Source organism: [Clostridium] fimetarium (genome assembly GCF_900111235.1).
Taxonomy (GTDB): Bacteria; Bacillota; Clostridia; order Lachnospirales; family Lachnospiraceae; genus Clostridium_N; species Clostridium_N fimetarium.
The window spans coordinates 30,167-53,146 of the sequence record NZ_FOJI01000005.1; the positions used below are offsets into that span (position 1 = coordinate 30,167).

Sequence of the window (22,980 nt, forward strand, 5' to 3'; positions counted from 1 at the left end):
TTTGGCTATTTTTACTGGTATATTGTTAATTAAGAGGAGGAACTGAAATGTTAGAGATAAGTATAAAATACTATGTGGCAACCATTATAGTTATTTATTTTCCATTTCATTTATTTGAAGAGGCTATTGGAAATTTTCCTAATTGGATGAAAGAACATAAATGGATGCCAGAAAAGCTTACATATGGACATTGGATGGCTAATAATGTTTTTTTCTACTATTCATTATTGTTAACTGGATTTATATGTTATGTATTATTGGGAGAAAATTTTGCGTTTATGGGAATTGGCATATTGGTTTGGGGGCTAATTAACTGCTTAGATCATTTGGTTTATACTATCATTGATCGAAAAATATCTCCGGGTTTATTTACAGGATTATTATATTTGATTGTATTTTTATTAGGTTTATTGAGTATTTGCAAAGGTCAGGTACCTAATATAATAGTTATTATTATGTCTGTAATCATGGGGATTATATATGCTTTCGTTCCTGTTTTATTATCGGTTTCATTTTCTGAAAAATTTAAAAAAATCTTTATATAAACTAAAAATGATAAGATTAAAATCGATGGTTTAAGAGAAGTAGAATAATGTCAGCTATTGATGTAATTATTTTAGGGATTTTAGAACAAGAACCTTACGGATCATATGATATACAAAGGGAAAGACCATACCAATCCATTAAAAATATTTGTACTTTTGTTAAAGCAGTGATAAACTTATGTAGTGCGGGAACTAAGCAAGAAAGTTACAGGAGATAACAGTACTTATAGAGTTTACAATGGAATAAAAGTATAGGAGCAATTATGGAATTAAAAAGAATTCGTTGTTTTATAGAGGTAGCAAGGCTTAAAAGTTTTTCGAAAGCAGCAAAAGTATTGTATGTTTCGCAGACTGCTGTTAGTCAGCAGATAGCCACTTTAGAAGAAATGATGAGTGTTAAGTTATTTGAACGAGATAAAAAAGAAGTAAAGTTGACAATCGCTGGTGAAACATTTCTTTCAGAAGCGAAACAATTGGTAAGATTATATGATAATGCAATTTTAAAAACACAAGCGTATGCACAAGGTGTTGATGGTGTAATCAAACTTGGTTTTTTTAGTATGTTAGACCGGGACGTAATGAGCAATGTAATTGCTGATTTCTATAGAAAATACCCAAAGACACAGATAAGTATTGTTCAATGCAATTATGGTGATATGAAAAATAATATCCTTAATAACACCATAGATTTAGGGTTTTGCTTTCAATTGGATTCTATTGAACTAAATGAATTAAAAATTTATGAGCAATTACCGAAACTGTGTGTGAATAAAAAACATCGACTTGCTTCAAAGTCACTGATAACTTCAGACGATATTATAGGTGAATCGATTATTTCTTACAATAAAAACGTGGAACAGCAAAAGGTATATGAAAGTCATCATGATGAAGGGAATCCAGGATTAGAATTTAATCACTCTTTTCTGCTAGAAAATATGGATGATACTGTTATGTTGGTAAGCACTAACGTAGGAATTACGTTTTTACCAGAAATCGAAAATTATGTAAACCCCAATAAAATAGTTTTTATTGATCAGAATATAGAAGAAGTTCCATTTGAAGTAAAGGCGTATTGGAAAAAAGATACATACAATCCATCTTTATCAAAGTTTATTGATACTATAAAAATTGAACTAACAAATAAATTATAAAATGCAATAACACCCGAAGTGAATGAAGTCAGCACTTCGGGTGTTATTGCATTTTGTTATTACTTAATTGGTTTTACTGGTTGGACATCGATTCAATTATTTGATATTGTTAAAAAATAAACAATGTTTGAACTCTTATATCAAACGATTCGAGTGACAGCGTGAAATAATTTTGATTTAGACAATATTCCCCTGTGAGAATATAGATGCAGGGTATGGAAAGGGATGGACAATAATATGGAACAAAAACAAAAATTTAATTATGGATGGATTATTTTGGCTATCTTTGCTTTGGGTGCGTTTACTTATCAATTGACACAATATCAATTAACTATGGTGGCTGCAGAATTGATTCCAAAGCTTGGTTTAACAGAGGCGCAGTTTTCATCGCTTGTAACAGCACCATTGGTGCCAGCAATTGTTTTAAGCATTATTGTCGGAATTCTGGCTGATAAAATTAGTATTAAGATCATTGTAGCAATCGGAATGATTATTTCATGCATAGGTGGTCTTGGACATATTTTTGCAACAACAAATACTACATTTTACGCAACCATGTTTTTAACGGGATTTGGTGCGGTAGCAATCAACGTTACTTGTGGTAAAATCTTTAGTCAGTGGATGAAACCAGCGATGATTTCTATTGCAATGGGAATCTTTTTAGCGGCGTCCACCGTTGGACAGTTTTTTGCACAATCGACAACCGCATTACTTGGATCGTTAAACAACGTGTTCTGGTTATCTGGAATTATGTGTGCAATTGTCTTAGTACTCTGGGTTGTTCTTGGTCGTGAATACAAAGAAAATGGACAGGCAGGGATTATGGAAGCGCCAAGCTTTGGGGAAACAATGAAAGCAGTTTTTGCAAGTAAAAATATGTGGTTATGTGCATTTGGATTATTCTTTATCTTAGGATGTCAGGTCGCATTTAATATTTGGATTCCTTCAGCACTCATAACGAAAGGTATGGATCCGGCAGGAGCAGGTGTTTTAGCTTCTATCGTTAGCCTCGGAAACTTAACCGGAGCTATTATAATGCCTATAGTTGCAACAAAAGTTGGAAAAGTAAAACCATTTATAATTGCATTCACAATAATTTGTGCATTAGGATATGCATTTGGTTGGCACTTGACTGGAGCATTCGCGTATCTGTGTTTTTTTGTATTTGGATTCTGTGCTGCATCACTTATGACCTTCTTCTTATCAATGCCAATGAAATTCAAAGAAGTCGGACCTAGATTTGCGGGAACGGGAATGGGATTTGCAGCCACAATTGAACTGTTAGGTAGTGTTTTGTTACCTACCTATATTATTTTACCTTTAGCTACAATAGGTGAAACGGTAGACTACACACGGTATTTTTATTTAGTTGGAGCGGGCTGGATAATTGCTTTAATGATTGGTATTTTCATTCCTGAAACTGGAAGTAAAGAATAAATAAACTTGATCAATGAACTATTCAAAAACGAAAAGGAGATATTATGAAAACAGATTATAAACATGTATTGGCCCCTATTCAAATAGGACCAATGAAATTAAAAAACAGAGTTTCATTTACGCCTGTATGGCCAAGTTTTGCAACAGCAGATGGTCAAGTAAATCAAGCTCTTATCGAATGGGTTAGAGGAATCGTTGAAGGTGGATGTGCCTGTATTAATATTGGATGTGGTACAGTTAACAGAGATTTACCAGCATTTATTACACATTTGTTAAGAATGGGTGAAGAATCTGTAGTAAATGAGTTATCTATGTTATGTGACATGACACATATGTATAACTGCAAAATTGGAATGGAGTTATTTGCTATAAACTTAGAAGCAGGTGGCTTCGAAGATCGTGACAAAAGTGCAACAAAACCTGTCGTCGAAATAGATCCAACTTATCTTACAAAACAACAAATAAAGGATTTTATTGAAGATTTTGCGAATGCAGCTGAAAGAGCAATGCGCTGTGGATTTGATAGCTTAGTAATTCATGGGGCACACGGACAATTGCCAGGATGTTTTTTATCAAAGCTAATTAATGAAAGAACAGATGAATATGGAACACAGTCTATGGAAAACAGAGCTCGTTTTACAAATGAATTATTAGAGGCAATTAGAGCAAAAATTGGAAACAAAATGGCAATTGAGTATCGAATCAATGCAAATGATATGATTGAAGGTTCACCAACGATAGAGGAAGTCATTGAATGTGCACAGTCTATTTCTAACAAAATTGATTTGCTTCATGTATCAAGAGGTATGCACTCAATTCAAAAGTTAGCACCATATATTAATCAGCCGATTTATTTTGATCATGGTATTAATATTGATGATGCAGCAAAAATCAAGGCAGCAATCAATATTCCAGTAACAGTAGTTGGGTCCGTTACGTTAGAACAAGCGGATGAAGCGATTAAAGCTGGGAAAATTGATATGGTTTCTATGGCAAGAGGACTAATGGCAGATCCATATCTGGTTAAAAATGCAAAATATGGGGAATCCGAAAAAACACGTCCATGTATTCGCTGTAATAACTGTATACAGAAAACACATTATCAGCTTGCACCAGTACGCTGTACTGTAAATGCTGAAATGGGTATGGAAACTTTATATCAGCCTATTAAAGAACCAAAAAAACTTAAAAGAGTTGCAATTATCGGTGGCGGTGCAGCAGGGTTAGAAGCTGCAAGAGTTGCAGCCTCTCGAGGACATCAAGTAGTTATTTACGAAAAAGGTGAGCGCTTAGGAGGCATCTTGAATATAGCGGGCGCAGCTGAATTTAAAAAAGATATTAAAAACTACTGTGAATGGTCAATTCGTGAAGCACAGTTGATGGACGGAATTGAAATCAAAATGGGAGTCGAAGCTACTCCTGAGATGATTAAAGCACAAGGCTATGATACAGTGCTGGTATCCATGGGAGCGGTACCTATTATTCCAGCATTTGTTCATGAGGACGAACGTAGTTTTTGGGTAGGTGATGTAGAAAATGGTATAGCCACAACTGGCCATGAAGTATTAATTATTGGTGCAGGGTTAACTGGTTGTGAAACAGCTCTTGCACAAAGCAGAAAGGGTAAATCAGTTACCTTAGTCGACATGATTTCAACAGATAAGTTTGGATCGGGCGGAGCAACATTTAATCAGATTGCCATTATTAATATGTTAAAAAATGCTGGTGTAAAAATGCTTGGTGGACTAAAGATGTTAAAGACGGATGAGAGAGGTGCCGTATTTGCAAATGAAACAGGTGACAATGTAAACATAGCTTGTGATAGTATGGTAGTTTCATTTGGTGTTCGAGCAAATGATGAATTGGTTGATTCGTATCGGGGTGTCGCAGTAGAGGTGGTTGCTATCGGCGATTGCAATACAAGGCAAGGCACATTATATAATGCAGTTCATACAGGGCATGAAGCAGGATATATGATTTAGTACAAGAAATATGGGATATTAGTTAACATAATATGATAGTATTAATAACAAGAAAGGTGCAAAGAATATGGGAAAATTATTATTAACAGGTGTTGATGGCAACTTAGGAGGCCAAGCAGCAAAACAATTACTTAAGATTGCAGACAAGGATCAATTGATTTTTTGTGGTTATAATCAGGATGCTCTAAGAGAGTTTGAAAATCTGGGTGTAGAAACACGCGTTACTAATTTTAATGTTACAGAAGGTCTTGTAAAGGCATTTGAAGGTGCGGATAAGTTAGCATTGATCTCAATGCCATTTGTAGGTAAAAAGAGACAGGCTGCTCACAAAAACGTAATAGATGCGGCAAAAGAAGCAGGGGTAAAACAGATTATATATACTTCTCTTGTCAATGCAGCGGACGAGATGAACCCAAGTATTGAAAAAATTGATCATGTTTATACTGAAAAATATGTTGAAGAACAGGGACTTGATTACATTTTTCTCCGTAATTCACAATATGCAGAAGCGATGGTGACAAATTATTTCACTTTCGTAAAAATAGATGGTACTATGAAGAACAGCCAGGGAGACGGAAAGATGGCCTATATTTCCCGTAAGGACTGTGCAATGGCAGTTGCATATGCTCTTGCATCAAAGAATTACCATCAGGCTGTCCTAAATATCAATGGATCAGAACTTATGACCATATCAGAATTTGTTTCCATCGGAAATAGAGTAACTGGAAATAATGTTCATTATGAATATGTAACGGATGAAGAAAATTATGCTATTTTTGATGCAATGGGAGTTCCAAGAACAACGGATGGTGTGTTTCAGAAAGGTTCCGAAGCCCCTTTCTCATCAGAAGGTATGGTTACGTTTGCACAGGCAATTAGACTTGATAAAATGGCAGAATTTACGGATGACTTTTATAAGCTCACCGGAAAGAAACCAATGACTGTAAAATATATGTTTGAACATTTTGATGATTTCCAAATTGGGGAACGTCATTCTCAGGATGTTTAATCGTAAAAAAATATCAGGTCTGCAGAACGTAACCGCAAAGTAAACTGGTGGATAGGCAAACGAATTCAATTATAAAGATTTAATTACTTGGAAAATCTGAGCATTTTAATTTCCGTGTTAACTTAAAAAATGCCATAGATAGGAGAGAAAGTTAATGGAGAGTAAAGAACAGAAAAGTATATCCAAATGATCCGTGCCCTTGCGGTAGTGGAAAAAAGTTTGAAAATATTGTGGTAAGTAAAAATATTTTATTCTACTATTTTGATACATGTGGAGACGATAGTTCTACTGAAATAGTACAAGCTGTAAGAATCTTTATGAGCTCCATCTTAAGAAGATTTATTTGTGGCAATTTCATTATATAACATGAAATTGCCACTTCTAGTAAATATATCTTTTATTGACAATAACCACTTTATTCTCCATTAAAACTTCTAATTTACCACCGACCTTTAAATTCTTCTGACCATCCCAACAGGTGGCTGATTGAAAGAACTTCTCCACATTCCGTTTTAATTGTGCCAGAAAAATAGCCAAATAATTGATGTGTTTCGGATTTTAAAACAAGGATGTTGACATTGGCTTTACGCTCATAAAAAGGTGTGAATAAAAGGTCAACTAGATCTGTTTGCACGGATTGGATGGTCCATGGTTTCATAAAATTATGGGGATCATAATGAAATACAACATCATCGCAATACTTTATCAATTTACCATCTAAAATTAATCCATTTTCATTGGCACCCGTCCCGTCCGTCCATAATCCGCCAAAATTAAGCCCAATCATATGCCCATTTTCTATGCCGGATGCATTAGCCCAATTCCAGGTGGTGCGGTATGGCCAGACGCCACGGCCAAAATCCAAACAGCCAAAACTTGAGGAGGGATTAAAATCATACGTCTTATCTCCAGCTTTAACCCAGCCTTCAACAGGTAAACACGTTTGTTTTGAGGTAAACTGAAATTGTCGTTTGCTCCAAGGTACAACAACATTTAATGTTTGATATCCAACTGGCATAAACACTTTGAGTTCAGCTTGCAGGTTAATGCTAGCTACCTTTATTAAGGTATAACCGTTTTCCTCAATAAAATAAACTTTTAATCCAAGCATTTTAAATGCAACAGATTGATTTGCCTTCTGTGGTATATTACATCCGATTCCCAGTGGTGTAGCAATTCCACATTCTGTCACTTTCTGACTTTCTAAATCCAGTAAAGAAACGCCTACAAGTCCCAAATAATCAGCATTTGCTATTGTTGCAGAAAAAATAGCGTCAGGACTAGTAATTGCCCAATAATTCCATTTTTTCTTTCTAAACGGATGATGGGTTAAATTGCAATTCGCAAAGGGAAACCGTCCCCAGCCAATACTTTCTGGATTGAGCGCACCTCTTTTTTTACATAAATTGACGCACTGTTTTATTTCTTGTTGACACTTGCCTTCTTGTTTTTCTTTCATATTGAGACATACCTTTAAATTAGTGTTTTATTAATCGTATGTTAGGCCATAATAATTATTCTGATTTATCTTATTTTCGTATAGTAGAAAACAATGCAGGACATCTAAAAACTTAACAAAATCCTAAAAATTGCATAATATGTAATAAAATGTTATTATACTAGTAATTATATCGGAAATGTATATTTTATAATTAATCATACAAATAGATTAATCATACAAATAGATTAATCATACAAATAGATTAATCATACAAATCATAAAATTGGGCTTTAAAACAGGAGGAATCATTTTGAATGCAGTCGGAACTGTTTTGAGAGAAAGATATGAAATTATTGCTGAAATCGGAAAAGGTGGTATGAGTACCGTATATCTTGCCAAAGATAAAAACCTTGGATCATATTGGGCAGTTAAGCAAGTAAAAAACGATAAGAATGTTGATATAGAAGCTTTTAAAAAAGAAGTGGAATTACTATCTAGTTTAAGCCACTCAGATATTCCAAGAATTGTTGACAGAATTGATGCAGGGGAAGATTTCTTTGTAGTAATGGATTTTATTGACGGAACTTCACTTGGTAAAAAGGTTATGAATGAAGGTCCAATTAAGGAAAATGATGTTGTTGAATGGGCAAAAATGCTTTGTGATGTTTTAGAATATTTACATACAGCAAAAGACAACCCTATTATTTATCGTGATATGAAGCCAGATAATATTATGCTGACCCAATCAGGTAGAGTAAAGTTGATTGATTTTGGTATAGCAAAAGAATGCAGGCGTGGACAAAATGAAACCGGAGCAAGTGTAGGAACAAAAGGATACGCAGCTCCTGAGCAATATAGAGGGGCAAGTAATATTCTTGATGAAAGAACAGATATTTATAGTTTGGGTGCAACTTTGTTTTTCTTGGTTACAGGAATCGCACCTATGAAACCCCCAAAAGGAATCCGCCCAATCAGACAGATTAATCCACTGCTTTCAGAGGGTTTGGAGTATATTATTGCAAAGTGTACAGATGATGCTCCAGAAAACAGATATCAAAATTGTAGAGAACTAAAAGAGGATTTAAAAAACATTAATCAGTTAACAAGTGTTTATAGAAGAAGAATGTCGAGGAAATTGGCAGCATTTTCAACCGCACTAGTTGCAAGTTTGCTTTTTTTGATTATGACATTCATTGGATATTCAGGAATGCAAAAAGAAAATGAAGACAATTATCAGTACTACTACAAATTAGCATATAACGATAATAAGAGTAATGATTTAGCAAGTGCTGCTGAGAACTACGTAAAGGCAATAGAATGCAAACCGGATAATATCGAAGCTTATATTTTGTATTTTAATATATTACTTCCTCAAAGCGGTGATGAAGAGTTCATCGATAAAACAAAAGATGCAATAGACATTATGCGTAACACATATTTAGATAATACGAAGTCCGATATGTATGAAAATAAAGATTTGATGTATTTGGTAGTAAAGCGATGCATTGAAGTAAATGATTCTACATACGCTTCGTATGCAGTAAATTACATAGATATTTTGAAAGATAAAAAATTTAGTGCAGATGATTTGGACAGTTATGAAATAATTGCTTCAAACTGTGCAAAGAATTTGGCGACGCAAGATTTTGAGGCATTCAATCTTGCGTTATTAAATTTGGAAAAAACTACGGATAATGTAAAAATGACAGCGAATGATAAACTATCAAATTATTATTCAATTATGGTTATGTATAGTGGATATCCAACTTATTTAGATGATGCATATACACGAATATATGAGATAGGTAGTGAAGCAAAAGCGATTATTGATAGTAATTTACAAATAGAGGATTTGACATTTAATAATATTATACCAATGTATGAACTAATTGCATCGAGCTTATATAATAATGCGATAACATTGTCTGATAGTTTGGAAAAAGAAAAACAGTATAAGCTAAGTATAGAATGGTTTGGATATTTAGATGATCTAAATGATAATTTATCTGAAAATCTGAGTATAAAAAAGGGAAATGCATATAAAGGTATTTTTGATATTTATAATACCGCGAATAATAGAAAAAATATGAATGATACAATTAAGGCATATTTGGATAAATCAATAGTGGTATATCAAAATATTATTGATAAGAACAATTCATCGTTCTTATCCTATATTTATATTACGCAAGCATATTTGGATAAAGAAATGATTAAATCATCAGCCGCGGAAAGAGACTTTACAACGGTGAACCGCTATTATGCAAGAATAGTTGAATTAAAAAATAGTGATAAGAATTTATCAAATATTGCACTTTCACAATTCAGCTCACTAAAACAATCAGTAATAAACGCTGGATTGGAGGGTTAAAGAATGTACGAGATGATATTTTATATTGGAATTGTATTAGCAATTTCATTTTTTATGTTAGCGGTATTTTTATATTTTAAAAATAATATACCGATTGTTATTCAATACTTTTTAAGAATGAGTAATAAAAAGTTGCCAAAGAGTACTGTGAAAGCAGACAAGTATATTGATAAAAGAGAAAAAGTGGTGAATGAACAAACAGAGCTGTTGGATGTTGCTCAGAATTATGCCACAGCATTATTAGATGCAGATAATACAGAAATATTGCCGTATATCGATTAAAAGGCAAATATGAAGGGGAAATTTAGAATGAGAAAAAGTCAGAAAGTTATAAAAAAGCACAAAATAAGCATAATTGGAATGCTAGTTATTGTAATTGGTATCATTGTTGCCTTGTCAACAAATGTTTCAGCGTTGGCTTCAATAATGCCCAATGAATTAAAAGAATTTATATATTATACGAAGGAACCTGAAAGTATTTCCATAAACTTAGACAATCCAGTTAAAAATGAAAATGTCGTATATTTTACGAAAGAAATAGATAATACTTATACTTATTTTGAAACGAAGGAAATTGTAAATGGAGCTACAGCATTCGATATAACACCAATAATGGATTGGACAGAATATACTGAAAATAGAGTTTATATCGCAATAACTGATAAAACTGAAAATGAACTTCAAAGCTTTACTGGCAAAAATGATAGTGATGAAAGTACAACGGATAAAATAAATTTAGTCGATGGTAATGGTAATATATTAGAGATTCAGGTGATAACTATCATATATGAGGATGATGCGCCAACTTTTGCAGTGGCGAAAGATATAGATACATGGACGAAAGAGGTTACTTTAACTGTTACAGCTACAGATGCTCTCGATTTGATTAAAGTTGGATCAGGATTGAATAAAAAGGCTTATAGTTTTAATGATGGATTAGATTGGCAAGAATTCAACAGCAAGTCATTTGCTGATAATCAAACAGTTAAAATAAAAGTAAGAGATGTACTTGAAAATACTTTACTTACGGCACAAGAAATAGTAATTAATAAGATTGATAAGACGGCTCCAACGTTAGTAAAAGTATCTTCTACATATGTTTTATCAGAGCCCACCAATCAATCCAACCTTTGGTATAAAAGCGCAACGATTACAGTTGAAGGAGCTGCCGATACAGAATCAGGATTGAATACAACTGCATATAGTTTTGATGGTGGGGTAAAATGGCAAAGTGGTGCGACATTTACAACATCTCAAAATGGTACATACGATATCCAGGTCAGAGATGCCCTGGATAATGTCTTTAAGACTAGTATAATTACTTCAGGAATTGATTCTGCCCCTATTATAAACATTAAGGAAGAATCAATAAAGGAATGGGTAAAAGATACTAGTACCTTTGAATTTTCGATAGAAGATGTTGGAACTGGATATACTCTCTCGGATATAACGGGATCTGTTACGGGTGGTAACGTTGTTGTTTCAAATATCGCAGCAAATAAATATCTAGCAACGATTACACTTTTAAATGGCGGTAGTAAAGTTCTAGATCAACCTGTTAAAATTAGTATAAAGGATAAAGCAGGTAATCCAGCGCAGGAAACCACAATTAAGAATATTAAAATTGATTCAACACCACCAACCATCAAGATTGATGAAGCCAGTATATCGTCTGATTGGTCTGGCAAGCTGGCAAGCTTTGATTTTTCTGTTACAGACGACGAATCAGGAGTTGCATCAGATAGTATAAAAATTTTGGTTCCAAATGGAACGGTAGAGATTACTGAAAGTGGTAATCATTATACAGCAAAAATTACGGCTGTTGATGGTAAAATAATTGATCAGAAAATCGAAATTTCTGCTCAGGATCAAGTACAAAATGCAATTAAAGTCACCACTATAAAATCAATTAAGCTTGATGATAGTCGTCCCCAAATAGTGATTTTAGAAAGCACAATATCAGCAGCTTGGTCTAAAACAGCGACATTTGATTTTACGGTAAAAGATACGGGCTCTTTAGTAGACATAAAAAAGATTAAGGCGACCGTGGAAAATGGACAGGTAGTAATTACTGAAAAACCAGATGTAGAGAATACGTATACTGCAACGATTACTGCAAATGAGGATTCAATTGTAAATAATTCGGTAACGATTACTGCCAAAGATGGAGTTGGAAATCTGTTCGATTTTACGACGGTAAAGCCAGTTAAAGCAGATAATCAGATAAGCGAAATATCTAATATAAAAGTAGAAAAAACTTCTGGATCAAATGATAAAACGGTTGTGAAAAATGGAGATGTAATTACAGTAAGTTTTAATCTGTCGGATGATAACGGCTCAGGAATAAATAACAGTGCAGTTAAGGTATATTTTAATGGTTCTGTAGCTAAAATAGCTGAACTAACGAATGGCGTTTATCATTGTAGTTTTATAGTTGATAGCGATTTTGTTGGAATGGAGGATACCGCTTTATTTATTACCAAGATTGAGTATTTGGATATCGTGGGAAATAACTCGATTCCACAGCAATATGAAGGTACAGGTATCAAGTATTATACACCAATCAACAGTGGATTCTCAGATTTCACTTTTAAATCTGAAAATAGTGTAACCAATTTAGTGAAAGATGGTGAAAAAGTATATGTATCATTCTATACAACACATCCTGTTTCACTTCAGCAAGCTTTCATATACCAGACAGCTCCTTCTGATATTGTTTGGACAACTCAAAACGATAGTACAAAAATGAATGGAAAATATTATTTTGAAGGTTATTATACGACTGTAAATGATGAAAATTTTGATAATACCAACCTTAAATTAAAATTAGTTATAACTGATAATGCAAAGAATGTCGAAGTTATTAAAACGCAAGCTGAGGCAGTAGATATCAAATATTATGCACCAATAGATGCAGGTATTTCAGGACTGTCGTTTACATCCAATAATAAAAAAACTTCAAATGCATATGCAAAAGATGGGGATGTTTTGACAGTTGCATTTAAAACAACACATCCTGTTCATATAAGTAAGACAACGATTGCTGGTAAGGACATCACATTTTCAAGTGAAGATGGAATGAATTGGATCGGTACCTATACGGTTGTAAATGGTGTTATCCCAGATAATTCAGATATTAACTTTGATATTGAATTATATGATGATTCCCAAAATAACAAAGCAAGAAAGAGTCAAAATGATACAACAAAAATAAGGTATCAGGCACCAATTGTAATCAATGATTTAACCATGATATCTGATAATACTTCTAATTTAAACTTATTAGCGAAAAATGGAAATATAATCACAGCCAAGTTTTCAACCACTCATCCAGTGATTGTTACTGGCGCCAAAATCGCCAATAAGGATATATCTTTTAACAGCAATGACGGAATGAACTGGACTGCGCTATATCGTGTCGAAGATGGTGATACAAGTGATAACGCTGATATAGCACTTCTTATAAATACAGATGATTTAGTGGGAAATACTAGTCTTGTATTAACACAAGAAAATCTAACAACTGAAAAAATCAAGTATTATGCCCCATTAGTAGTTTCAGATTTAATTATTACAACAAATAATGAAAAAGATACAACAAAAAACGTAAAAGATGGAGATAAAATTACCATTCGATTTACAACAAATCATGATGCCACAATTTCAAATGCAAGTATATCAGACAATACTTCAGAAATATCAAATGTTGCAGCTGAGGGCATTAAAAGAGATTGGGAGTTAAGTTATACAATTCAAAATGCAGATGTGCCGGATTTGTCATATATTACTTTTGCATTTAAAGTAAATGATATTGCTGGAAATAATACATTGAACAAGACAGAAGCATCTGATGTAACGAATCTAATACAGTATTTTGCACCAATTACAGCAGATACTTCAATAGAATCAAATTATAAAAATACTGGCTTTGCGAAGAATGGCGATGTTGTTACTGTAAAGAGTAAAGCGAATCATGACGTAATAATAGAATCCTCACAAATCTTTGATAGGACAACTACAAACGTAGGGTTAGGCGGTATGGATTTAGTGATGGAATATCAATTTCTAGTAGGAGAAAATAATCTTACTGAGGGTATGATATCATTTGATTATGTGTTGATAGACACGGCAGGAAATAAACTGATTGTCGATGAAACAGATAGCAAATTATTAACGAAAGTTATTTATGATCATACAAACCCAATCGTTTCGGTTGTGCCAGAAAGCATATCTTTTACAAACGAACTGATTACATATAATATTTATTTTAAGGATGAATATTTAGTAGGTGAAGATATTTCAGTATTAGTAAATGGAGCTGAGTACATGACCAATGATGACAGGCAATCAGTAACTGGTACAGAGTTTACTAAGAGTGTTACATTAAAAGCAGATGGCAACTATACTATTTCAGCAAGTCTTTTAGATAAAGCTGGAAATAGTTCTAATCCGAATGCTGAAACAAGCGTTACAGTTGATACGACAATTCCAGAGATTAAAGCAGTCAATATTGTTATTGGAAGTCCCAAAACATTTAAAGCTGGTTTTGTGATTAGTGATTATTTCGATTTTATCGATCTAAATCTTAAGGAAATAATCTGCACAGTCTCTAATAAAGATGGTACAAATGTGTGGAATGTTAGTGATCCAATCACAACGGAGGGTAAGCAAACGCTTTATCTTATGGTAAGGGATATGGCGGATAATACATCAATGGCGGTAACCTATGATTTTTATATTGATGGTACACCACCAAAGTCTATCGTGAAAGAAATTAATACAAGTAAGGTATTGGTTGAAGGACAAAACTTAGATCCATTCATTTCAAAAATGACTCTGTCCATAGGGTTGGAATCTTTACAAACACTTAATAATAATGAGCTAGATAAATTTACAGTCTTGAAACTTGTAGATCAAAATGGAAATGTGGTAATCGATTTACTGAATGAATTAGATGCTGATATTAATGGAACATATAGTTATAGCATGAAGGAGTATGGTTCTTATAAGCTTCTTGCGCAGGCTGTAGATGCTGTTGGTAATGAAACTGAAGTGATTGAATATAATTATGAGTTCAAAGATAAAAGTATATTACTAAAATATTATGAAAATACACCATTGTTTGCTAGTTCATTGGCAGTAGTAGGTGTGTTGGCAGTCTTGGGAGTGGCTTCTATCATTTCTATTAAAAAGAGAAAAAAGTTGAGGTAAGATGATTATGAATAATCCAGGTATAATTGAAAATAGGGATACTCAAAGTCTCTCATATATATTGGACTCACAAGAAATGTTTTTTAAAACAGGATATAAAGTCCTTCAGAATCAAGAAAAGAATGGCTTTATCTGTTGTACAAGAATATTTCACAATGGGAAAGATAAACTGGTATATGATATTTCAAAATATAAGTCGCTAGATTTATTGCTTTCACAATTGCGTAGTGAAACATTCCTGATTATATTGGAAAATTTAATTGATGATGTTATTGAAGTGAAAAACAATGGATTTATGAAGTGCGAAAACATCGACTTGTCTTTTAATAATGTTTTTGTGGACTGTAATAATTATAAGGTATATCTGATTTATTTACCGATTGATACTCAGACTAATATAGAAAGTTATGCATTTTTTGAAAATCAATTGAAACAAAATATTATTGATGTTGTAAATACATATCAAAATATAGCAAGTCCGCAGATCGCTGCATTATGTGAAGATATAAGTAATCCCTTAAATTCGGTTGAAAGTATTAAAACATTACTGAATGAGATTAAACAGTTAAGTTCTAGTCATGTAAAAACAGATGAAATTAATATTGATGAGGAACCTTTAGAGAATTTGAATGAAAGTCTAAAGCAAGAATATAGCCAGATGATAGATACAAAGAAGAAAACAAAATTATTCTCTCGTATATTTGGTCCCAAAAAACAAAAAAAGGGAAATACATATAGCGTTAATTTTCAATCAGATATTGAAGGTGGTGCTACAGAAATTTTAGATGATATATTTACTCCAAGAATAATGTTGGCCGGTATAAAACCATCAAATAAAATTGAAATCATAATTAATAAAGATGAATTTATCATTGGTAAAAAGGTTGATGTAGTTGATGGTGCCATTGAATTCAACAATGCCATTAGTAGGATACATTGTAAAATTATTTGCATTGAAAATAAATATTATATGATTGATTTAGGGAGTGCAAATGGTACTTTCGTCAATGGAAATAGAGTCAATCAAAATCAGCAGATTATGATACAAATAGGAGATAAAATCCGATTGGCAAATAGTGATTTTATCATTAAGTCGATATGAGGGTAATACTATGAAAAAACTAAAATTATGTGTTTCAGGAATTACCGATGTCGGTGCAGTAAAAAATGTAAATCAAGACAGTTTCGTGTACAAAGTTGTAGATGCAGGAGAATGCTTTGCTGGAATCTTTGCAGTGGCTGATGGGGTTGGTGGCTTAGAAAAAGGTGAAGTAGCCAGTTCTATGGCGATCTCGAATATTAATCGATGGTGGGAAAATGAATTTAAGAATCATTATCATGATCAGGAATATTTGATTAGAACTTTGATCGACTGCTTTAAAAATACTAACATTGAGATAATAAATATGGCTAAGCGTAATGAAATCAAGGCAGCAACTACGCTTACAGTATTATTTATATATAAAAACAATTACTTTATTGTACATATTGGCGACAGCCGAATCTATAAAATAAATGGTTTGTTCAATCGTAAAATTGATCAAATCACACAAGATCATTCCTGCATAATCGATAAACAAATAAATGGTCGAACAATTAAGAAAAGTGTTTTAACAGAGTGTCTTGGAAATAAAGAACAATGTAATCATTTTTGTGCAATGAGTCCAATCAAGAAAAATGATATATTTATTGTTTGCAGCGATGGAATCTATAAAACGATGACAGATAATAAAATTTTAGATTTAATCAATCAAAATAAAAATGATATTCAAAATGTGTGTCAGTCATTAGTTGATACAGTAAAATTAAATGGTGAAACAGATAATATTTCAGTAATTGCAATTAAAGTGAATGACTAGGAGGATGTACAAAATGGGTAAAGCAAGAATTTTATTAGTAGATCAGGATGAAAAGTTTCTAATGCCACTAGAACGCAAGTTTATTGATGAATTTGGAGAACAATTTGAAATAATGGTCATTACAGATAGTGATTATTTAAAAGAATTTTTCAGTAATCCTCAAAGTCTAGATATTTTGATTATAAATGAAGCTTTATATGACAGAAGTTTAGAAAGACACAATATTGCTAATATATTTATTTTATCTGAAAAAATTATTGACGAAACATACACGGGTGCTTTGGATAATAACAAAATATATAAATACACAAGTGTGAAAGAAATATACAATGAAGTAATCAATACTTCCGCTGTAACTATGAATCCTAATATGAAGTCAGACGGCGAAACACGTGTGATTATGGTATATTCGCCTATCGGTGGGATTGGTAAAACAACACTTTCTATGGGACTATGTGCTGCGCTATCGAAATATCATAAAAGAGTAATATACATAGGAACTGATAATCTACAAACATTTGGATATTTTATGAACAATAAAATAACACTGGAAAGTGGTGTGGAAAAGCAATTTGTTACACAAAAGGAGCATATTTACAGTGTGATTAAACCACAAATTGTTACGGAAGGCTTTGATATTGTTCCACCTTTTATGAAGGCACTTTCGTCACTATCTATCAAAGTTTCAGATTTCATCAATTTGATAGATAGTATAAAAAAATCAAATGAATATGATTATATAGTGGTTGATTCAGGAACTGATTTTTCTGAGGATACATCCAAACTAATGGGAATGGCTAATAACACTATAGTCCTGGTTGGACAAGATAAATATTCCGTACATAAGTTAGAATGTCTCATGACAAATATTGACTACTCTGATAAAAATAAATTTTCCTTTATTTGTAATAAATATAAAATCGAGGAAGAAAATAGTTTGATAAGTGAAGACTTTATTCGTAAATGTTTGATTAGTGAGTATGTAAACTATGAAAAGCGTATTGAAACAATGAATTGTGAAAGATTATCAAATCTTAATGGATTACAAAAAATCTCCTATATGTTTATTTAAATGGCGATTATTAATTTTTATGCGCGTTCAATCACGCAGATAGGAGTGAAATGGAAAATGAAAGAATAATAGCTGTACTCTATAATCATAAAAAGCGAACAAAAATAGATATTGATATTCCTCTTAATATTACTGCAAATGAGTTGATTATTGGCTTAAACCAAGGATTTGTACTAGGAATAGATACAAGAGATCTTTCACAATGTTATCTTAAAACAGAAAATCCAATTGCTTTTTTGAAAGGCAACAAAACATTAGCAGAATATGAATTAAGAAATGGTACGATTATAAACTTTATTTAAGGGGGTGATCAATTGGACAACAGGTATAAAGCTATATTTTCAAATAAGAGAATATATAAAGAGGTAGAATTGCCTTATGACAGCAGAATAGTTAAAGTTGGAACTAAAAAGAGCTGTGAAGTTCGTTTTAGCAAAGACCAGTTTTTTGAGGAGTTTGAAATCGTATTTGAAAATACGGGACATGCTTGGCAGGTAAATAGTGAAGATAATATCTATATCTCTGTAGATGGAGTCATGAAATTAACTTCTAGAATTTTGACACATGGGGAGGAGTTTCTGATAAAATATCAGGATTCTAACCAAGAGATTTTTAAAGTCAGCTTTATGCTGGATTTTGACTTCGAAAAGAAGGATTATGACCGAATTATCGACATATCGAACATTTCTCAACTCAGAATCGGTAATAGTGATAAATATGAAATTTGCTTAAATGAACCACTTCTTGGGGCAGATGTTATTACGGTTTCAAATAATAATGGAAAATTTTCTATTCATGAAGGTAACACAAAATACGGAGTATATGTTAACGGAGGAAAAATTCGTGGTTCTGTTGGGCTGTCTGATTATGATTTCTTTTCAGTAGTTGGGTATAGCTTCTACTTAAAATATGGAAAGTTATATACATCAAAAAGTAATAAGATACAGATTAGTGATGTAAATTATACCGATTCAGTTGATCAGACAAGCCATTTGAAGTATCCGAAATTCAACAGGAATACGCGTGTGCAATATGTGATACCGGTAGATGAGATTGAGATACAACAGCCACAGCCAAAACCCAAAAAGCCAAGAAAAAATATCATTGTATCAATTATTCCCGCACTGGCTATGCTGGCACTTATGGTAATATTACGAGGCTTCATGGGTGGTGGTGGAGGGGGAACTTTCATAATTTATAGTGCATGTTCTATGAGTATAGGTATTGTAATGTCCGTCGTCGCATTTATTATGGATGGAAAGCAGTATAAAGATGATATTGCAGAGAGGGAAAAGTATTATCTTTTGTATATCCAGAAAAAAGAGACTGAAATAACAGCCATAAGAGATGAAGAGTTGCATATTCGTGAAACAATTCATGAATCACTGGAAAAAAGTGTTGAAGAAGTTCGTGCTTTTGGAAGAAGATTGTTTGAGAAGGATATCAATGACAAAGATTTCTTAGATGTGCGTATAGGTGATGGAGCGGTTGAAGCAAAATGTAAAGTGAAATATACGAAACAGGAATTTGTCGATATGAATGATGATATATCACAGCTTCCAGAGCAGATTGATTACAAATATAGATATATCAATAATGCACCAATCATAGCCAGATTTTCAAAGTCGTGTGGTGTTGGAGTCATCGGGCAGAAAGATAAGCTCTACGATATTATGAAAAATATGACATTGGATTTGTCAATTAGACATTTCTATAAAGATATAAAATTATTTTATATGTTTGATTCTGCTGATATAGAGCAGCTAAAATGGCTTCGTTGGCTAAAACATGTTCATAATGACGAACTTGATATCACAAATTTCATGTGTGATGAGGAAAGCAAAAACATTTTGCTGGAGCTGATTTATAGCGTACTGTCAAAACGTGAGACAGAAAAAAGAATAAACGGTGATATACATTTTTCAACTCACTATGTTGTATTCGTTTTTGATTCAAAGGATATTGTAAAGCATCCAATTTCTAAATTCTTTGAAAGTTCGAAAGAGTATGGATTTACATTTGTGTTTTTTGAAAAGTATGAGGAATTACTACCGAAAGGCTGTACCGATATTATTAGATTAAATGATAATGATGAAATGGGTATCATACTGTCTAGCATGAATGGCTTAATGCAATCTAAATTTTCTTATCATACAGTAAATGATGGAATCGCTGAAGAAATCTCATTAAAATTAAGTGCAACTTACGTGGACGAGGTGAGTCTTGAAAGTGAATTAACCAAAAATATTACTATCTTTGAATTATTGCACATTATGAATATTGATGATCTGGATCTAGAAGAAAGATGGACCAATTCGAAAGTATATAAAAGTATGGCAGCCCCACTTGGTGTGAAACGCAAAAACGAAGTTGTTTATTTGGATATTAGTGATAAAGCAACAGCTCATGGACCACATGGTTTGGTTGCTGGTACAACTGGTTCAGGTAAAAGCGAAATTTTACAATCCTATGTACTTTCCATGGCTTCATTATTTCATCCATACGATGTCGGCTTTGTGATTATTGATTTCAAAGGTGGTGGTATGGCGAATCAATTTAAAGATTTACCACATTTGATTGGTGCAATTACAAATATTGATGGTAGAGAAATAAATCGCTCACTGTTATCAATCAAAGCGGAACTGGTACATAGACAAGAGTTATTTTCACAAAATGGCGTGAATCATATTAATGATTACATACAGCTTTTTAAAAGCGGAAAAGTTTCGCAGCCACTCCCTCATTTGATTATGATTGTTGATGAATTTGCAGAACTAAAAGCAGAATTTCCTGAATTTATGAAGGAGATAGTCAGTGCTGCACGTATCGGTCGTACATTAGGTGTTCATTTAATTCTTGCAACTCAGAAGCCTTCAGGAGTTGTTGATAATCAGATTTGGAGTAACTCCAAATTTAAACTTTGTCTTAAGGTTCAGACCAAAGAAGACAGTAATGAAGTAATCAAAACACCGTTAGCTGCAGAAATCGTAGAACCAGGTAGAGCCTACCTTCAAGTTGGAAATAATGAGATTTTTGAATTATTCCAATCTGCGTATAGTGGTGATAAAGTGATTGAAGGAAATGATGAGAATGCAAAAGTATATTCTATATTCTCGTTAAATGCATGGGGAAAAAGAGAGCTAGTATACACAAATAAAAAAGGTTCTTCAACCAAAGCTGCAAAGAATCAATTACAGGTAATGGTTGATTATATCAGTGATTATTGTAGCAATCAGGGGATAGAGAAATTAAATGGAATATGTTTGCCACCTTTAGCGGATAAGATTTATGCATATGATCTTATACCAATCAAAAAGGATTTGGTAAAAGGAATTTGTATTCCGATTGGAATATATGATGATCCAGAGCAGCAAAAACAAGATAGCTTAATACTTAATCTTTCCGAAAGTAATACCTATATTGTTGGTTCTGCTCAGACTGGTAAAACGACATTATTACAAACAGTTATATATGAAATAATGAATATTTATACGCCAAAAGAAGTTAATATTTATGTAATTGATTGTGGAAATATGGCATTAAAGGTATTTGAAGATGCACATCATGTAGGTGGCGTCGTACTTGCAGTAGAGGAAGAACGAGTTATTAACTTGTTTAAGCTACTTTCAAATACAATAGGAGAACGTAAAAAATTACTTGCTCAAAAAGGGTTGGGTAGTTTTAAAGCATATGTCGAAGCCGGATTTACAGATATACCACAAATATTATTAATGATTGACAATATGGCAGCATTTAGAGAAAACTATTCAAAATTCGATGAAGAATTTTTAAACTTATCAAGAGAAGGACAGAGTGTTGGTATTAATATCATAGCAACTGGTGCTCAAACGAATGCTATTGGATTTAGAGTATTGGCTAATTTCGGAAATAGAATTGCATTTAATTGTAACGACAAAGCAGAGTACAGCAATTTATTTGACAGATGTCGTATTGAACCGAAAGAAACACAAGGCAGAGGGCTTTGCATAATCGATAAACGAATTATTGAATTTCATGCATTAATTTCTTTTGAAGGAGAAAAAGAAATTACACGAGTAGAGAACATGAAACTATTTATCAAAAACAATTCAAAAGAATATATGAGTGAGAAAGCGATACCTATTCCGGAAGTACCAGCAATCATCAAAAGAAGCGAACTATATGAAGCGAATAAAAATCTGTACTTACAACCATACCAGATTCCTATTGGAATTGACTATGCAACAGTAGCATATCGCTATATAGATTTAATGTCAGTCGGTTTATTTGCTGTCTCTGGTAAGGAAAAAAGTGGTAAGACGAATTTTATTCGACATATTTTACATTCCATTCAGCAAAATATATTTAACAATCTCACAGAGGCATATGTAATTGACAGCGATGATATGCAATTGGAGGACTTTAATGGTTATGGGTTTGTAAAGGAATACACTTCTAGTGCTTCCAGTATTGGATTTATACTAAATACTATCTATGAAAAGCTGGAAGAACGACAGACTGTAGTATCTAAAAATAGGGGAAAACCTATCGAGGAAATACTGAAAGATGAACCGTTAATATTATTGATTATTGATAATTATAACGTAATAGCTGAGTTAAACAAAGATAAGGAATTACAGACAAAATTAAATAATATTCTGAAACAGTTCAGAAAGCTGAAGGTGGCAATCATTTTCAGTGATATTGAGAATTCTTCAATTTCATTTAATTCACCAGAAATGATGAAGGTAATGAAGGAGAATAAAAAGTTCATTGTTTTTGATGACATTGAGAGTGTAAAAGTTTTTGATGTTACGATGAAACAGATGAAGGAATACGCAAAACCAATCAAACCGGGTGATGCATTCTTATGTCTGAATGGCGAAATCAGTAAAGTCAAAACAATACTGAATGATTAATCTT

General features: G+C 32.8%; 15 protein-coding genes and 1 pseudogene. 15 read left to right on the forward strand and 1 reads right to left on the reverse strand.

Annotated features, from left to right (window positions below):
• Positions 1–47: 47 nt before the first annotated feature.
• From BMY18_RS07605 to BMY18_RS21785, 7 genes and pseudogenes are all read left to right on the forward strand, one after another.
• On the forward strand, positions 48–545 hold the full coding sequence (locus BMY18_RS07605) for an HXXEE domain-containing protein (protein WP_092452318.1): 498 nt from the start codon (positions 48–50) through the stop codon (positions 543–545).
• 47 nt (positions 546–592) lie between these two features.
• Complete coding sequence (locus BMY18_RS21010) at positions 593–763, forward strand: hypothetical protein (RefSeq protein WP_170841340.1); 171 nt, start codon at positions 593–595, stop codon at positions 761–763.
• 45 nt (positions 764–808) lie between these two features.
• Positions 809–1,696: a LysR family transcriptional regulator gene (locus BMY18_RS07610; RefSeq protein ID WP_092452321.1), complete on the forward strand. Its 888-nt coding sequence runs from the start codon at positions 809–811 to the stop codon at positions 1,694–1,696.
• A 237-nt stretch (positions 1,697–1,933) separates the two neighbouring features.
• Positions 1,934–3,133: an MFS transporter gene (locus BMY18_RS07615; RefSeq protein WP_170841341.1), complete on the forward strand. Its 1,200-nt coding sequence runs from the start codon at positions 1,934–1,936 to the stop codon at positions 3,131–3,133.
• 44 nt (positions 3,134–3,177) lie between these two features.
• Positions 3,178–5,115, forward strand: a complete 1,938-nt coding sequence (locus BMY18_RS07620) for an oxidoreductase (RefSeq protein ID WP_092452327.1) — start codon at positions 3,178–3,180, stop codon at positions 5,113–5,115.
• 67 nt (positions 5,116–5,182) lie between these two features.
• Positions 5,183–6,124 (forward strand): NmrA family NAD(P)-binding protein, encoded by a 942-nt coding sequence (locus BMY18_RS07625; protein ID WP_092452330.1) that lies wholly within the window; start codon positions 5,183–5,185, stop codon positions 6,122–6,124.
• A 185-nt stretch (positions 6,125–6,309) separates the two neighbouring features.
• Positions 6,310–6,489, forward strand: a pseudogene (locus BMY18_RS21785) (SEC-C metal-binding domain-containing protein); the annotation flags it as partial.
• A 74-nt stretch (positions 6,490–6,563) separates the two neighbouring features.
• Here BMY18_RS21785 and BMY18_RS07635 read toward each other — a convergent pair.
• Complete coding sequence (locus BMY18_RS07635; RefSeq protein WP_092452333.1) at positions 6,564–7,583, reverse strand: DUF2804 domain-containing protein; 1,020 nt, start codon at positions 7,581–7,583, stop codon at positions 6,564–6,566.
• Between the two features lie 292 nt (positions 7,584–7,875).
• On the opposite strand from BMY18_RS07635, the gene BMY18_RS07640 reads away from it, so the two are divergent.
• From BMY18_RS07640 to essC, 8 genes are read left to right on the forward strand one after another with little or no spacing between them, the layout of a single operon-like run.
• Positions 7,876–9,936, forward strand: a complete 2,061-nt coding sequence (locus BMY18_RS07640; protein ID WP_092452336.1) for a serine/threonine-protein kinase — start codon at positions 7,876–7,878, stop codon at positions 9,934–9,936.
• Between the two features lie 3 nt (positions 9,937–9,939).
• Complete coding sequence (locus BMY18_RS07645; protein ID WP_092452339.1) at positions 9,940–10,218, forward strand: hypothetical protein; 279 nt, start codon at positions 9,940–9,942, stop codon at positions 10,216–10,218.
• Positions 10,219–10,245: 27 nt separating this feature from the next.
• On the forward strand, positions 10,246–15,147 hold the full coding sequence (locus tag BMY18_RS07650) for a hypothetical protein (protein ID WP_092452342.1): 4,902 nt from the start codon (positions 10,246–10,248) through the stop codon (positions 15,145–15,147).
• A 7-nt stretch (positions 15,148–15,154) separates the two neighbouring features.
• On the forward strand, positions 15,155–16,249 hold the full coding sequence (locus BMY18_RS07655) for an FHA domain-containing protein (protein ID WP_170841342.1): 1,095 nt from the start codon (positions 15,155–15,157) through the stop codon (positions 16,247–16,249).
• Between the two features lie 10 nt (positions 16,250–16,259).
• Positions 16,260–17,006: a PP2C family protein-serine/threonine phosphatase gene (locus BMY18_RS07660; RefSeq protein ID WP_092452348.1), complete on the forward strand. Its 747-nt coding sequence runs from the start codon at positions 16,260–16,262 to the stop codon at positions 17,004–17,006.
• 13 nt (positions 17,007–17,019) lie between these two features.
• Complete coding sequence (locus tag BMY18_RS07665; protein ID WP_170841343.1) at positions 17,020–18,078, forward strand: AAA family ATPase; 1,059 nt, start codon at positions 17,020–17,022, stop codon at positions 18,076–18,078.
• A gap of 50 nt (positions 18,079–18,128) precedes the next feature.
• The gene (locus BMY18_RS07670; protein WP_092452354.1) at positions 18,129–18,380 is read left to right on the forward strand and encodes an EsaB/YukD family protein; all 252 of its coding nucleotides are present in this window, start codon (positions 18,129–18,131) and stop codon (positions 18,378–18,380) included.
• A 12-nt stretch (positions 18,381–18,392) separates the two neighbouring features.
• The gene (gene essC, locus BMY18_RS07675; protein ID WP_092452357.1) at positions 18,393–22,976 is read left to right on the forward strand and encodes a type VII secretion protein EssC; all 4,584 of its coding nucleotides are present in this window, start codon (positions 18,393–18,395) and stop codon (positions 22,974–22,976) included.
• Positions 22,977–22,980 lie beyond the last annotated feature (4 nt).

Coding starts and splice junctions, on each gene's coding strand:
- BMY18_RS07605 (WP_092452318.1), top strand. CDS start 48: ATGTTAGAGATAAGTATAAAATACTATGTGGCAACCATTATAGTTATT.
- BMY18_RS21010 (WP_170841340.1), top strand. CDS start 593: ATGTCAGCTATTGATGTAATTATTTTAGGGATTTTAGAACAAGAACCT.
- BMY18_RS07610 (WP_092452321.1), top strand. CDS start 809: ATGGAATTAAAAAGAATTCGTTGTTTTATAGAGGTAGCAAGGCTTAAA.
- BMY18_RS07615 (WP_170841341.1), top strand. CDS start 1,934: ATGGAACAAAAACAAAAATTTAATTATGGATGGATTATTTTGGCTATC.
- BMY18_RS07620 (WP_092452327.1), top strand. CDS start 3,178: ATGAAAACAGATTATAAACATGTATTGGCCCCTATTCAAATAGGACCA.
- BMY18_RS07625 (WP_092452330.1), top strand. CDS start 5,183: ATGGGAAAATTATTATTAACAGGTGTTGATGGCAACTTAGGAGGCCAA.
- BMY18_RS07635 (WP_092452333.1), bottom strand. CDS start 7,583: ATGAAAGAAAAACAAGAAGGCAAGTGTCAACAAGAAATAAAACAGTGC.
- BMY18_RS07645 (WP_092452339.1), top strand. CDS start 9,940: ATGTACGAGATGATATTTTATATTGGAATTGTATTAGCAATTTCATTT.
- BMY18_RS07650 (WP_092452342.1), top strand. CDS start 10,246: ATGAGAAAAAGTCAGAAAGTTATAAAAAAGCACAAAATAAGCATAATT.
- BMY18_RS07655 (WP_170841342.1), top strand. CDS start 15,155: ATGAATAATCCAGGTATAATTGAAAATAGGGATACTCAAAGTCTCTCA.
- BMY18_RS07660 (WP_092452348.1), top strand. CDS start 16,260: ATGAAAAAACTAAAATTATGTGTTTCAGGAATTACCGATGTCGGTGCA.
- BMY18_RS07665 (WP_170841343.1), top strand. CDS start 17,020: ATGGGTAAAGCAAGAATTTTATTAGTAGATCAGGATGAAAAGTTTCTA.
- BMY18_RS07670 (WP_092452354.1), top strand. CDS start 18,129: ATGGAAAATGAAAGAATAATAGCTGTACTCTATAATCATAAAAAGCGA.